The sequence below is a fragment of the Dyadobacter sp. UC 10 genome, from assembly GCF_008369915.1.
Classification (GTDB): domain Bacteria; phylum Bacteroidota; class Bacteroidia; order Cytophagales; family Spirosomataceae; genus Dyadobacter.
This window is the reverse complement of the sequence record NZ_VSRN01000001.1, coordinates 5063947-5078204: the sequence shown is the minus strand read 5'-3', so window position 1 is coordinate 5078204 and position 14258 is coordinate 5063947. Positions and strand designations below refer to the sequence as shown.

The window sequence follows — 14258 nt, the reverse complement described above, 5'->3', positions numbered from 1 at the left end:
CCAGACGGATTTTGCAATCTTCCAAGTCGACGAATTCGCAGATTTTCATTTCCATTTTGCCAACGTTACTGCCTTGTAATTACGTTTCTATCAATATTTTTATAAAAACTGTAACTAAATAATCAAATAACCAGGACTAGTATAAAATTTTGCCATTCGGGTAATAAGCCAAATATTTTTTATGGTTATCTTGCGTGGCTTTACCCTATTCATACTACAAAAGCGGTTTAGCACTTTTTTTAAATCGGTTATTTAAACAAATTCTAATTACGAATTTGGTAATTACGCTACAATCTTCGATAAATGTCGCAAATGTCTGAATCAATGGTAGAAAATCAGGGACTTTACCGTCCGGAATTTGAGCATGATGCCTGTGGGATCGGTTTCCGGGCTAACATCAAAGGCCGAAAGTCACATCAAATTGTGGCCGACGCTATTCACATGTTAGAAAGAATGGAACATAGGGGCGCTACCGGATTTGACCCAAATACGGGCGACGGCGCTGGAATCCTTATTCAAATACCACATGAATTCTTTGTTGAGGAATCCGTAAAACTTGGTTTTCACCTCCCTCCTGCCGGCGAATATGGCGTGGGCATGATCTTCTTCCCGGGCAACGAGACTATCCGCGAAGAATGCCGCGATATCCTGAACCGCAAGATCAAAAAGCTAGGGCTGCATTTGCTGGGTTACCGGAAAGTCCCTACCCTGAACAATACGCTGGGTGAAGGCTCACTTTCGGTGGAACCATGCGTGGAGCAGGTTTTCATTAAGCGCCCGGACGATATTTCGGACGATACTGCATTCGAAAGGAAACTTTTCATCCTTCGTCAGGTTTCTACCCGACTGATCAAAGACACTGTAAAAGGTGGCGCCAAAAGCTTCTATTATTCGTCGCTTTCGTGCCGCACGATCTCATATAAGGGACAGCTTACCACTGCCCAGCTGAAATATTATTTCCCTGATCTGGAAAACGAATCGGTGGTTTCTGCACTTGCAGTTGTCCACTCACGTTTTTCAACCAATACATTCCCTTCCTGGGAACTGGCCCAGCCTTTCCGGTATATTGCCCACAACGGTGAGATCAATACTGTAAAAGGTAATGTGAACTGGATCCGCGCCGGAGAAAAATCCTTTGAATCGGACTTGTTCACCAAGGAAGAAATGGATATGCTGCTTCCTATCTGCGACAGGAACCAATCTGACTCCGCCAACCTGGACAATGCCATCGAAATGCTGCATTTGTCGGGCCGCTCACTGCCGCACGTAATGATGATGCTCATACCCGAAGCCTGGGACGGTAACGAGCAAATGGATCCGGAAAGACGCGCATTCTATGAATATCACGCGGCGATCATGGAGCCCTGGGACGGACCTGCATCCATTTCATTTACCGATGGAAAAATGGTAGGTGCTACCCTGGACAGAAATGGACTTCGCCCGTCAAGATATTGGGTTTTGGACGACGATACCATTATTATGGCATCAGAAGCCGGCGTGTTGGAAGTGGACCAGGCACGCGTAGTGACCAAAGGACGCCTGCAACCGGGACGGATGTTTGTGGTAGATATGGAGCAGGGACGCATTATTCCTGACGAAGAAATCAAATCTGCCGTATGCTCTGCACAGCCCTATCAGAAATGGCTCGATGAAAATAAACTGCACGTAGACCAGCTCGATCACCCGATCCGTACTTACCGTGCTTATGACGAAAATGCATTGCTGAAACGTCAGGTGGCATTCGGATATACTTCGGAGGATTTGCGGATGATCCTGGCGCCGATGGCGCAGACTGGCCTGGAAGCGATCGGTTCTATGGGTACCGATTCGCCGCTGGCTGTACTTTCGGAGCAGAGCCAGCATTTGTCGACTTACTTCAAGCAGCTATTCGCGCAGGTTACCAACCCACCGATCGACTCGATCCGTGAGCGGGCGATCATGTCACTAATCTCGTTTGTAGGAAGTACTGAAAATATTTTAACCGAAACCCCGAAACACTGTCGCCAAATCGCATTACCGCACCCGATCCTTTCGGTGCAGGAATTTGATAAACTGCGTTTTGTGGATAAAGACGGGTTCCAGGCGAAGACGATTAACACGTATTTCCGCGCGGACGAAGGTGGAAAAGCTTTGGAAAGGGCTCTGGACCGCATCTGCCGCTACGCAGTAGATGCAATTGAAGACGGCTTCGAGATATTGATCCTTTCCGACCGCGCAATCGACTCCGATCACGCACCTATTCCTTCGCTGCTCGCTACTGCAACGATCCACCATCATTTGATCCGTGAAGGATTGAGAGGCAGGGTAGGACTTTTGGTTGAGGCCGGGGATGTTTGGGAAACGCACCATGTAGCCACCTTGATCGGCTACGGCGCAGCGGGTGTTTGTCCGTACATGGCTTTCGAGACGCTTTCCTATATGAACAAGAAAAGCATGATCGATGGTGAGTTTACAGATGAAAAACTGCATTACAACTATATCAAGGCGGTCAACAAGGAGCTTTTGAAGATATTCTCTAAAATGGGTATCTCCACCTTGCAATCGTACCAGGGCGCGCAGATCTTTGAATGCGTTGGTTTGAATAAAGATGTGGTTGATAAATATTTCACCGGTACGATCTCCCGCATCAGCGGAATGGGTATCTCTGAAATAGCCCGCGAGATATTGGTGCGTCACAAAGTGGCTTACCACGAAACGCCGGAGCAGAAACCTAGGCTGGAAGTAGGTGGTGTGTACCAATGGAAGCAACGCGGCGAGGCGCACATTTTCAACCCTCAGTCGGTTCATTTGCTGCAACAATCTACGCGAACTAATAGCTACGAACAGTTCAGAAAATACTCAAAACTGATTGATGATCAGTCACATAAAGCATTAACATTACGTGGTTTGCTGCGTTTCAAGAAAGGAACTTCTATTCCGATCGAGCAGGTGGAACCCGTAGAAAGCATATTCAAACGTTTCGCGACCGGGGCCATGTCTTTCGGCTCGATCTCCTGGGAAGCGCATACGACCCTTGCGATCGCGATGAACCGCATTGGCGGAAAATCGAACTCCGGTGAAGGTGGTGAAGATGAGCTGCGCTACAATCTTTTGCCAAACGGCGACAGCATGAACTCGCAGATCAAACAGGTTGCTTCCGGCCGCTTCGGGGTTACCAGCCACTATCTGAGCAATGCAGGTGAATTGCAGATCAAAACTGCCCAAGGCGCAAAACCGGGAGAAGGCGGTCAGCTGCCAGGCTTTAAAGTCGATGACTGGATCGGACGTACGCGGCATTCAACGCCAGGTGTAGGTTTGATCTCTCCCCCGCCCCACCACGATATTTATTCGATCGAAGATCTGGCTCAGCTGATCTTTGACCTTAAAAACGCCAACCGCCAGGCGCGTATCAGTGTGAAGCTGGTTTCGGAAGCTGGTGTTGGTACTGTTGCGTCAGGTGTTGCCAAAGCACACGCCGACCACATTCTGATTTCAGGTTACGACGGTGGCACAGGAGCTTCTCCATTGAGCTCCATCCGCCATGCAGGTCTGCCATGGGAGCTTGGTTTGGCTGAAACGCACCAGACTCTGGTAAGAAACAAACTGCGCGGAAGGGTTACCGTTCAGGCTGACGGGCAATTGCGTACCGGTCGTGACCTTGCGATCGCTGCATTGCTGGGGGCCGAAGAATGGGGCGTAGCTACTGCTGCATTGGTTGCCGCGGGTTGTATTATGATGCGTAAATGTCACCTCAATACCTGTCCGGTAGGTGTGGCAACACAGAATAAGGAGCTGCGCGCATTGTTTTCGGGCAAGCCGGAACATGTGGTGAATATGTTCACTTTCATGGCGCAGGAATTGCGTGAGATCATGGCACAGCTTGGTTTCCGCACGGTAAATGAAATGGTTGGACAGGCGCAGTATCTCGAACTTCGCAATGATATCAAGCATTGGAAATATAAAAACCTGAATTTCGACGCGATCCTTTATAAAGAAGGAGATTTGAACGTAGCGCAATTCAAGCAGGAAGAGCAGGATCACGGTATCGACAGCATTCTGGATATTGACCTGATCAAAGCGGCGCAGCCTGCGATCGAAAATAAGGAAGAGATTTACGGAGAGTTTCCTGTGAACAACCTGAACCGCTCGCTCGGAACAATGCTTTCCAACGAAATCTCTAAAAAGCACGGCGGCGCGGGACTTCCAAAAGGAAATATTCACTTCAAATTCCGCGGGACTGCGGGGCAAAGTTTCGGTGCATTCAATACCAACGGTGTGCGACTGGAACTGGAAGGTGACGCGAATGACTATTTTGGAAAAGGACTTTGCGGCGCTGAGCTGATCGTTTACCCGGACCGCGATTCGAAATTCAAACCGGAAGAAAATATCATTATTGGTAACGTGGCATTCTACGGCGCTACTTCGGGTGATGCTTACATCCGCGGAACTGCGGGCGAGCGTTTCTGCGTGCGTAACTCCGGTGCGAAAGTAGTTGTGGAAGGTGTAGGCGACCACGGTCTGGAATATATGACCGGCGGATTAGCGATCATTCTCGGATCGACCGGCCGCAACTTTGCTGCTGGTATGTCGGGCGGTGTGGCTTATGTACTGGATAAATCCGGCGATTTCCGTGAGAAAGTGAATATGGAAATGGTATCTCTGGAAACCTTGAATGAAGAAGATCAGGGCATTTTGCGCGAATATCTTGACAAGCATTTCCAATATACCACCAGCAATATCGCATTCCAGCTGATCCAGAATTGGGAACAGTCTGTGAAGCAGTTTGTGAAAGTGATGCCTTCTGATTTCCGTAAAGCACTGGAAGGCCGCGGTGTCACGCTGGCACAACAGATTGCAGACAAGAATGTGGTGTACAAAGACATCGTGGTGGATGTTGTTCACCAATAGCAAAATATTCTCTATCAGTTAGTTAATCTATTCGAATAACGATTTAATAAGAAGTTAATAATGGGAAAACCAACCGGATTTTTAGAGTTTGAACGGGAATTGCCGAAAAAGAGAAGTGTGGATGAGCGCTTGAAAGATTACAGCGAGATCGAAACGGCACCTACTGACTCTCATTCCAAACAACAGGCAGCCCGCTGCATGGACTGCGGAATTCCTTTTTGTCACAATGGTTGCCCTCTTGGAAATATAATCCCGGAATTCAACGACGCGGTTTACGACGAGAACTGGGCTTTGGCTTACGAAATTCTTGCTTCAACCAATAATTTCCCGGAATTCACCGGCAGGATATGCCCCGCGCCTTGCGAAGCTTCGTGCGTGCTCGGCATCAATAAGCCGCCGGTTGCGATCGAGTATATTGAGAAAGCGATTATCGAAAAAGCGTTCGAACTGGGACTGGTTAAACCAAAAGCACCTAAAACCCGTACAGGTAAAAAAGTGGCGGTAGTAGGTTCAGGACCGGCAGGATTGGCTGCTGCATATCAGCTTAACCAGGCTGGACATACGGTTGTATTGCTGGAAAGAGCCGACAAAATCGGTGGCCTGGTACGCTACGGTATACCTGATTTCAAACTGGCCAAATCGGTGATCGATCGCAGGTTAGCTGTGATGGAAGAAGAGGGCGTGGAGTTCAGGACCAATGTAAATGTGGGCGTAGATATTACTGCCGACGAGCTGACCAATGAATTTGATGCGGTCGTTCTGACGATGGGCTCGACGGTACCGAGAGACGTGAAAATCCAGGGCCGTCATTTGAAAGGTGTTCACTTTGCAATGGAATTTCTGAGCCAGCAAAACAAAAGAGTAGCCGGTATCAACCCGGAATTCGACCACCGCGGCGCTCCTTATATCAATGGACAGATTATTGCAAAAGATAAAAATGTAGTCGTTATCGGCGGCGGGGATACTGGTTCCGACTGTGTTGGGACGTCTGGTCGCCACGGTGCGAAGTCCGTTACCCAGATCGAATTAATGCCGATTCCGCCGAAGGACCGGGATTCCAGCACGCCGTGGCCAAACTGGCCGATGATGCTGCGTACTTCCACTTCGCATGAGGAAGGCTGTGACAGGCACTGGTCGATCAATACCAAAGAATTCGTCGGCGACGAAAACGGGAATCTGAAAGAATTGAAGATCGTTGATCTCGATTGGCAGAAAGATCCTGAGACGGGACGTATGCAAATGGCGGAAGTGCCTGGCAGCGAGCGGAATATCCCTTGTGAGCTTGCATTTCTGGCGGCCGGGTTTCTTCACCCGCAGCAGGAAGGCTTGCTGACTGACCTGGAACTTGAATTCGACGAAAGAGGAAATATCAAAACCAATGGTTATCAGTCGACTACGAACGAAAAAGTGTTCGCCGCCGGTGACTGCCGCCGCGGACAGTCGCTCGTGGTTTGGGCGATCAGCGAGGGTCGCGAGGCTGCGAGATCGGTGGATGAGTTTTTGATGGGACAGTCGTTTCTGGAAGCAAAAGCGGTGTCTATGTTCAATCCGATATTTGCGCACGCTTAACACTGGTCTCGTTTCCGGTGCGTTTATATATTATTTATGGTGAGAAAGCTGCCCAGTACGGGCAGCTTCTTATTTTTTGAGCCTTTATATTTGGCAAGAAATTCAGTCGGAATATATTTACCGTTCATGTTTTTACACCACTCCCCATTTTGGCTGAGAGCCTTTTTCCCCGGCTTTACCTGGCGCATCCAGACCAATGAGAAAAAGCTGTTTGTCACTTTCGACGACGGTCCGATTCCCGATATCACCGAATTTGTGCTCGATACGTTAAGGGAATTCAATGCGAAAGCCACGTTTTTCTGCATTGGAGACAATGTGCGTAAACATCCGGATATTTTTAAAAAGGTAACATCTGGGGGCCATTCGATTGGAAATCATACATTTAATCACATGAACGGCTGGAAAACGGAGGACACCAGTTACCTGGATAATATCGAAAAGTGCGATGAGCAGCTGAACCTGAAGACTTCATTGTTTCGCCCGCCGTACGGGAGGATCAAGAAAACGCAGTCCCGGATAGTTCTTAACAAAAGGCAGATCATTATGTGGGATGTATTGAGTGCAGATTTTTCCTCGAAAATTTCTCCCGAAAAATGTTTGAAAAAGAGCATTCAATATTCCAGAAATGGCTCGATTGTTTTGTTCCACGACAGCATTAAAGCTTCCAGAAATATGCAGTACACACTTCCGAAATATCTGGAACACTTCACGCAAAAAGGCTATGCTTTTGAGGCCTTACCGATGCAATAATGCTATCTATGTCTAAACCCGACAATACAATTCGAATCAGCATACTGGTAGCTGCACGCAATGAAGAGCAAAATATTGAAAGGTGTCTCCGCTCCCTCGACTTACTCGATTTCCCCAGAGAGCAGCTTGAAATCATCATCGGAGACGACAATTCAGAGGATAACACCGCCCGGATAACACAGCAATTTTGCGCAGAAAAGCCCGGATTCCGTTATATGAAAATCACCAGCCGGATTTCAGGGTTAAAGGGAAAAGCCAATGTTCTCGCCCAACTCGCACACGTTGCGCGCGGACAGTACTTTTTCTATTGTGATGCTGATATTGAGGTACAACCCGGCTGGGCATCGCAAATGCTTTCGCACTTTAAACCAGAAACAGGAATAGTGGTAGGTGTAACGAGAATGAAGAAACACACACACCTGCTCGCTGATCTGCTTTCCATGGAGTGGCTGTTTGCGTTGACTGCAACCCGTTTTTTCTCTCATCTTAAAATTCCGATTACAGGAATGGGCAATAATATGGCGGTTTCTCGCGAAGCATATTTCGCGATTGGCGGCTATGAAAAGATTGGCTTTTCCATTGTGGAAGATTATGCGCTTTTTATGGCGATCGTGCGGGCAGGCTTTGATTTTAAAATGGCTTATAAACCGGAGGTCGTCAGTATTTCGGAACCTGTAAATACGTTTCCGGAGTTGTTAAGACAGCGAAAAAGATGGATGCACGGTGTGATGGAATCTTTCTGGGTAACGCGCCTCAGCCTTTTTGTATCTTCCCTGATCGTGCCTATACTGTTCCTGCTCTCTATCTGGTTTCCTGTTGACCCGATCAGCGGTATATTTCAGTATTACCTACTGGTAACCGCTATATCCCTGACAGCCATCCTATTACTTAAACAACCCGACCTGTGGAAAGCTGCGCTGCTATTTTGGTTTTATATGGTAAGTATAGGCTTGATTATGCTGGTTAATTATTATTTACCCGGCAAGACGGTGTGGAAAGGGAGGGAGTATTGAGGTGGGGAGTGTTAGCTGTTGGCTGTTGGCTGTTAGCTGTTAGCTGTTGGCTATTAGCTGTTGGCTGTTAGATATAAGGTGTGCGTTTTCGCGACCAGGGTTGAGAGGATGGGAAAATACTTTTTTATTAAATAAAATAGCTAACGGCTAACCGCTAATGGCTAAAAGCCAAAAAACAATGATCGAAACCCACGCACATATATACAGTGACGATTTTGCTCAGGATCGTGAGGAAATGCTGGCGCGCGCCTGGGAGGCGGGTGTGAAGCAGATCTGGATGCCTAATTGTGATTCCGGCACGATTGACGCGATGATGCAACTCGCAAACGCATATCCCGGGAAATGCCTGCCGATGATCGGCCTTCATCCTACTTATGTGAAGGAGGATTTCGAGAAAGAGCTTCTGATCATGGAGGAATGGCTCGGTAAATATCCTTTTATCGCTGTCGGCGAAATCGGTATGGATTTGTTTTGGGATGTGACATTCAAAGCGCAGCAGGAGGAAGCATTTTTGTATCAGTGCAAACTCGCCCGCCAACATCATTTGTGGATCGATATTCACAGCAGGAATGCATTTTGGGAAACCGTCGACCTCATAGAAAAATTTGGAGATCCAGAATTAAATGGCATATTTCATTGCTTTACTGGAACACTGGACGAAGCAAACAAAGCAATAGATCTAGGCTTCAAGCTGGGAATCGGCGGGGTGGCAACGTTTAAAAACGGCGGTCTCGACAAAGTGATCCCTTTTGTCGATCTTGAAAATTTGGTATTGGAAACCGACGCGCCTTACCTAGCCCCTGTCCCCTATCGCGGTAAAAGGAACGAAGTGGCCTATATTGATCTGGTTGCACAGCGCGTCGCAGATTTGAAACAGCTGTCAAAACAGGAAGTGATTGAGGTTACCAGTCAAAATGCACAAAATCTTCTCCGAAAAAAATAAGTATGCCCTATTCCAAAATTCATATCAACCCTATTTCGCCAGAACCTACTTCCGGTTCCGTGCTGGTGATCTATACCGGTGGTACGCTGGGAATGGTTTACGAAACAAAAGGCAGGCAGCTGGTTCCCTTCAATTTCGACCAGATTATTGAGCGAGTCCCTGAAATAAGCCGGCTCGACTTCGCAATCACCTTCCTTTCACTGCCCGAACCGATCGATTCTTCGAATATGAATCCGGCAATCTGGATCGAGCTGGCAGAAATCATTGGCTCGAACTATGACCAATTCGACAGTTTCGTCATCCTGCATGGTACCGATACCATGGCATATACGGCCTCCGCACTGAGCTATCTGCTGGAAAATCTAAACAAACCCGTCATACTCACCGGCGCGCAGCTGCCCATCGGCGTGGCGCGGTCGGATGCGAGGGAAAATGTGATTACAGCACTGGAACTGGCAGCAGCCAGAAATGAGCAAGGTAACCCGATTATCAGCGAAGTTTGCATTTATTTCAATTCGAACCTATTGCGGGGCAACCGCTCCAAAAAGAAGGAGAGCTCTGATTTCAATGCCTTTCATTCTGAAAATTATCCGGCACTGGCCACTGCCGGGGTTCGCATTGAATATAACCTGCCCTACATAAAGCCATTTTTACCAGGCGTCGAGCTGGTTGTACATAAGTCGCTTAACACGCAAGTCGCATTTCTGAAAATGTTTCCCGGCATCAGTCCCGAGGTTGTGCAGGCTGTAATGAATATCCCCGATCTGCGCGGCGTAGTACTGGAAACTTTCGGCGCAGGAAATGCCACGACCGACATCTGGTTTCTGAGCACGATCAGTAGGGCAATTAAAAACCAGATCGTGATATTCAATGTATCGCAATGCGACGGCGGCCGCGTGGCGCAGGGACACTATCAGACGAGCAAATATTTGCAGCAAGCCGGGGTAGTAAGCGGCTCCGACATCACCCCCGAAGCCGCGATAACGAAAATGATGTACGTTTTCGCGATTGAAAGCGACTATCAAAATTGCGTCGAAATGCTTGGCAAACCATTGCGTGGAGAAATGAGTATTTGATTCGATCCAGGATTTGGATTAAAGATTCTCTTTGCTATATTTGCACCCCGTAACCACCAAAAAAGAGAGGTGTCCGAGTGGTTGAAGGAGCTACCCTGGAAAGGTAGTATGTGGGTAACTGCATCGAGAGCGGCCGCCGCGCGGTTCGAATCTCATCCTCTCTGCAAAGTGCTCGTAAGTCGTTTTTAAAATAGAGAGGTGCCCGAGTGGTTGAAGGGGCTACCCTGGAAAGGTAGTATATGGGTAACTGTATCGAGAGTTCGAATCTCTTCCTCTCTGCGAGTATCAATTACAAAAAGCACTAAAAGCCTGTAAATCATACATTTACAGGCTTTTTTGTTTTTCAGATTTAGTCAAAATATGCAAATATTCGCAATATCTAGGTGAGCATCGGGTGAGCATCGGGTGAGCAGGGATCAAATCAAAAACTTGTGGAGCGGATAGGATTTATCTAGGTTTGTGTTTTTAATCAAACCAGTTTGTTTTGGAGAGTTTCCTGCCGCTTATCGAGTTAATCTTACCGGATTTTATAATTGAGAATTACTTACTGACCCATGTAGAGAAGTCAGAGGAACGTTATCACGTCTATTTGGAAGAGAAAAATTATCCAGAAGCTGATCCAATAAAGGCAGACTTGCTCTCCAAAGGTTATTTCCCCACCATTACCCTGCAGGATTTCCCAATTCGGGGCCACAAGGTATTCCTTCATATTAAACGTCGTAGGTGGCTCAATACCAAGACTGGCAAAGTTGTCCATAGAGACTGGACAGAAGTAGCAGAAGGCACGCGAATGACTATTGAATTCGCGGATTTTTTAAAAGAAATTGGTGGATACGAGGGCTAATGATATTTGGAGCATTGGTCGTTTCTATGGCGTTGATGGTAGGGCTTTGCTACGGCAGTATCGTGATTTTCAGAGTGGATTTAAAGATTGGAAGCAAAGAGGTCATGCAAAAAAATGGCTCTTGTATCCCGAAAACCTAGGATCTCATCTATCGATCGACGAAACCAGTCTTTCGCACGGCGAATTGTATACAATCCTTACCAATAAATCTGCCAAAGGTGGCCGTGGCAGCATTGTAGCAATAGTGGCTGGAACTAAGGCAGAAGCAGTGATTGAAGTACTTCGCAAAATCCCGGAACCACTGCGGAAGAAAGTGTCAGAAATCACCCTGGACATGGCGGGCAGTATGTCCTTGATTGCCAAGCGATGCTTTCCACGGGCGGTGCGAGTGACTGACCGTTTCCATGTTCAAAGACTCGCAGTTGATGCCCTCCAAGATATCCGGATCAAACATCGCTGGGAAGTCCTGGATCAGGAAAGCGATGCTATTGAGCAGGCTAAAATGTCTCAGAATGAATATCATCCAGAGATATTATCTAATGGCGACACCATTAAACAGCTACTGGCTCGAAGCAGGTACGCGCTATACAAAAAGCCCAATACCTGGACAGACAGCCAAAAAGAACGCGCCCTGCTTCTTTTTGAACGCTTCCCCGATTTGAAAAAAGCGTACGAGCTAACGATAGGGCTCAGTAACATCTTCACGACTACAACGGAAAAAATATATGGGTTGACCAGATTAGCCAAATGGCATGAAAAGGTCCGGCAATCTGGCTTCAAGTCATTCAATACCGTAGCCCGCTCGATTGAAAACCACTATAAGACAATCGTTAATTACTTTGATAACCGCAGCACTAACGCATCTGCCGAATCCTTCAACGCGAAAATCAAAGCGTTCAGAGCACAGTTCAGAGGGGTAAGAAACGTTGAGTTCTTCCTGTATCGCCTTACTCAATTATATGCTTAATCCAAGTTGCTCCACAAGTTTTGGTCTTGAGCCGTGAGCAGTTCGAAACTATAAAATAAGTGCTCACCAAAACCGTAACAATAAGCTGATTTACAACCAGTTCACGACCCAAACGTCTTGATTTTGTGACGGCATTGATAGTAGATTCATTCAAAAACTATCATTATGCTATCTAGAAACCTCACTACGCTCTTTTACTTGAAGAAAAGTAGCGGCTATCTAAGGGGTTCATTGCCGATTTATCTGCGCATCACGGTGAACGATTTGAAATTTCAACCAAGCGCGAGTGCGAGCCGGAAAAATGGAATTCAGTGACTGGCCGCAAAAACGGAACCCGTGAAGATGCCCGACTCCTGAACAGCTACTTGGATGCGATGCAGCTCAAGATATATGACATTCAAAAGCAAATGATTGAATTGAATGCTGAGAAACTCAGAAACAGAATTAATGGAGTGTCCGACAAATCGAAAGACATTCTGGAAATTTTCCAAGATCATAATGACAAGTTAGCCAAAATGGTGGGGAGCGATTACGCTCTGGGAACGCTGGGTCGCTACAGAACTTCATACGATCACACAAAGGCGTTCATCCAATGGAAATATAAAACCTCAGGATTCGACATCCACAAGCTGGACTACGAATTTATATCGGAATACGAGTTTTGGCTAAAAACGGAGAGACATCTAGGTCATAACACTGCAATGAAATATCTGACGAACTTTAAAAAAATCGTGTTCATATGTGTCAAGAAAGGGTGGCTGATTCGCGACCCATTTGTCACATTTAAAATGACGCTTAAGGAAGTTAATAGAGAAGCTCTTACTTCCGCTGAACTGCTAAACATTTCGAATAAGGATCTACCCAGTCATTAATGGTGCGCCTGCGATAATCAGCATTAAGCCGGCAGTAGGCAGGAATTTCAATTCTTCGTTTAAGAAAAGAATGGCTGCAAGGAAAGAAAATATCGGAGCAGCACCTCTGGCCAGTGGATATACTATGGATAGATCGGCATTTCTATAACCCGTTTGCAAGAAGACATTATACCCAAAATGCAGTACCGCTGCTTAATGAAAACCATAAAAGCGGTGGCGAAAAGTCTGTATTATCCTGCTGACTTACACTGAAGAACAGGACCGGAAAATATATAATGTTACTGGCGACCTAAACCAGATGTAAGTAGTGCCGCCTTGCGTTTTTTTGGAAAGTAGATTCCATCCGGCGTGCAAAATAGCAGCCGTCAATACAAGCGACATCACATATGGACTCATTTACAAGAATAAATAACGGGTAAGTTTTATTATTTAAAAACCGCCGTAACCGGCCTGCCGATCCAAACCTGCGGCTGTTTTAAGTTAAATAATGCGGCAATGGTAGAGGCAGTATCAAAAGTCATGATACTTTCCTTTACTTCATTATCTTTCCGAATGCCCGGACCAGAAATGATCCATGGAATCTGCATTTCCTGCATGGTAATAGCGCCGTGGCTTTTGTTGATACCGCCTTGATCCGCGGTAAATATGATTACCGTTTTGTCCATAATGCCCGCATCTTTAATGCTCTGATTAATAGTACCAATGTGCGTATCCGTCCGTTCGATTGCCGCATAATATTCGGGAGTGTCGTGCCCTGCATTATGCCCTACACTATCGACATCATGCAAATGGACGTAAAGGAAATTAGGCCTCTTTTCTTTAACGTAGGAAGTCGCCGCCTTTGTCAAAGCAATGTCGCCGTCGCAGTTCTGGTCTTTGTAGACTGCTTTTTTGGGGAATAAATAACCGATCCCATCCCATTCATAGATCACCCCGATTTCGCTGTTAGGCTTTTCTTTTCTTAACAAGGCATAAACCGTCGGGAACATGCCGTATTCATCCAGCACCTTGGCAGGCAGATCAGGCGACTGGCTGCCCCATTTGGTATATCCATGCAACTCCAGGCCTGCTCCCATCACCATGGAAGCCCCGTTGGGGGCGCTCGACGAAGGCATCACAGTTCGCGCTTTTAACGTCCACGAACCTTCCTCCATAAGCTTGCAAAGGTTAGGAACTTTGGCTTTTTCGAATGCATACGCTCCAAATCCATCGGAACCGATCAGGATCACGTGCTCAATTTTGCCCGGCGCATGGAGTGTGTTCAAAATGCTTGTAGTGAAAAGGGTCAGGAATAGTAGTCTGAAAAATCGCTTCATGATGGTGTCAATTAGTGTTCA

Annotated in this window: 10 protein-coding genes and 2 tRNA genes; 11 read left to right on the top strand and 1 reads right to left on the bottom strand. The window is 46.8% G+C overall.

Going from position 1 to position 14258, the window contains the following annotated elements:
* Nucleotides 1-303: 303 nt before the first annotated feature.
* The 11 genes from gltB (at nt 304) to FXO21_RS20955 (ending at nt 12921) form a co-directional block, all read left to right on the top strand.
* Nucleotides 304-4887: a glutamate synthase large subunit gene (gene gltB / locus FXO21_RS21005; protein WP_149641919.1), complete on the top strand. Its 4584-nt coding sequence runs from the start codon at nt 304-306 to the stop codon at nt 4885-4887.
* Nucleotides 4888-4947: 60 nt separating this feature from the next.
* Entirely contained in the window at nt 4948-6456 is a 1509-nt protein-coding gene (locus FXO21_RS21000) for a glutamate synthase subunit beta (protein WP_149641918.1), read from the top strand.
* 126 nt (nt 6457-6582) lie between these two features.
* Nucleotides 6583-7206: a polysaccharide deacetylase family protein gene (locus FXO21_RS20995; RefSeq protein ID WP_149641917.1), complete on the top strand. Its 624-nt coding sequence runs from the start codon at nt 6583-6585 to the stop codon at nt 7204-7206.
* Between the two features lie 8 nt (nt 7207-7214).
* The gene (locus FXO21_RS20990) at nt 7215-8219 is read left to right on the top strand and encodes a glycosyltransferase (protein WP_192579288.1); all 1005 of its coding nucleotides are present in this window, start codon (nt 7215-7217) and stop codon (nt 8217-8219) included.
* A 178-nt stretch (nt 8220-8397) separates the two neighbouring features.
* On the top strand, nt 8398-9162 hold the full coding sequence (locus FXO21_RS20985) for a TatD family hydrolase (RefSeq protein WP_149641915.1): 765 nt from the start codon (nt 8398-8400) through the stop codon (nt 9160-9162).
* Between the two features lie 2 nt (nt 9163-9164).
* Entirely contained in the window at nt 9165-10238 is a 1074-nt protein-coding gene (locus FXO21_RS20980) for an asparaginase (RefSeq protein ID WP_149641914.1), read from the top strand.
* Nucleotides 10239-10301: 63 nt separating this feature from the next.
* Nucleotides 10302-10402: transfer RNA gene (locus FXO21_RS20975), tRNA-Ser, on the top strand.
* Between the two features lie 28 nt (nt 10403-10430).
* A tRNA-Ser gene (locus tag FXO21_RS20970) sits at nt 10431-10517 on the top strand.
* A gap of 205 nt (nt 10518-10722) precedes the next feature.
* Nucleotides 10723-11082: an ISAon1 family transposase N-terminal region protein gene (locus tag FXO21_RS20965; protein ID WP_149638820.1), complete on the top strand. Its 360-nt coding sequence runs from the start codon at nt 10723-10725 to the stop codon at nt 11080-11082.
* Nucleotides 11066-12049, top strand: a complete 984-nt coding sequence (locus FXO21_RS20960) for an ISAon1 family transposase (RefSeq protein WP_225865555.1) — start codon at nt 11066-11068, stop codon at nt 12047-12049. Before FXO21_RS20965 ends, FXO21_RS20960 begins: the two co-directional genes overlap by 17 nt.
* Before the next feature lie 230 nt (nt 12050-12279).
* On the top strand, nt 12280-12921 hold the full coding sequence (locus FXO21_RS20955) for a phage integrase SAM-like domain and Arm DNA-binding domain-containing protein (protein ID WP_149641913.1): 642 nt from the start codon (nt 12280-12282) through the stop codon (nt 12919-12921).
* A gap of 425 nt (nt 12922-13346) precedes the next feature.
* Here the strand turns inward: FXO21_RS20955 and FXO21_RS20950 are convergent, their stop codons facing one another.
* Nucleotides 13347-14237 (bottom strand): alkaline phosphatase, encoded by an 891-nt coding sequence (locus tag FXO21_RS20950; RefSeq protein WP_149641912.1) that lies wholly within the window; start codon nt 14235-14237, stop codon nt 13347-13349.
* Nucleotides 14238-14258 lie beyond the last annotated feature (21 nt).